The organism is Demequina muriae (assembly GCF_030418295.1).
Taxonomy (GTDB): Bacteria; Actinomycetota; Actinomycetes; order Actinomycetales; family Demequinaceae; genus Demequina; species Demequina muriae.
Map to the genome: position 1 here is coordinate 1 of NZ_JAUHQA010000010.1, position 803 is coordinate 803.

Annotated in this window: 1 protein-coding gene; it reads left to right on the forward strand. The window is 63.8% G+C overall.

Going from position 1 to position 803, the window contains the following annotated elements; all coding sequences use genetic code 11:
• Window positions 1-87: 87 nt before the first annotated feature.
• The coding region (locus QQX02_RS13095) for a terminase large subunit domain-containing protein (RefSeq protein WP_301143797.1) at window positions 88-803 on the forward strand (716 nt) is incomplete at its 3' end.

Here is an 803-nt window from a genome sequence, read left to right on the forward strand (position 1 = left end):
AGGACCCCTCCTCTGGACAGGAGCTCTCTTCAGGGTTCCCGCCTGCTGCGCCTGCTTGCAGCCACCAACTAGGTGACTGTGTGCTGGGTGGACGAGGCTGAGCCGGTTACGGATACGGCCTGGACGACGCTTGAGCCGACCCTGCGCGAAGAGGGCGAGGGGTGGAGCGCTGAGCTTTGGGTGACGTGGAACCCGGCCCGCAAGACTGCGCCGGTAGAGAAGCGCTACCGCAACGCCAATGACCCGCTCATCAAGGTGGTTGAGCTGAATTGGCGGGATAACCCGAAGTTCCCGGCCAGCCTTGAGCGCAAGCGGCAACGTGACCTGACCAACCGGCCCGACCAGTACGACCATATTTGGGAAGGCGGCTTTGTGACGGTCGTAGAGGGCGCCTATTACGCGGGCGACCTGACCCGAGCCAAGGCAGAGGGCCGCATCGGCAACGTCGCTCCTGACCCGCTGATGAGCTTCCGGGTGCATTGCGACATTGGCGGCACGGGCGCCAAGGCCGACGCCTTCGTGATGTGGGCGGACCAGTTCATCGGTAAGGAAATCCGCGTTCTCGACTACTACGAGGCGCAGGGCCAGCCGATGGCGACTCACGCGCAATGGCTGCGTGAGAAGGGCTATCTGCCGGGTATCTCGACCATTGTGCTGCCGCATGTCGGCGACCAGCACGACAAGGTTTACAGCACCAGTTACCGGACGGCGTTTGAGCAGCTTGGCTACACGGTCGTCGTGATCCCGAACATGGGGCGCGGCGCTGCCAAGACACGCATTGAGGCCACGCGACGGCTGTTCCC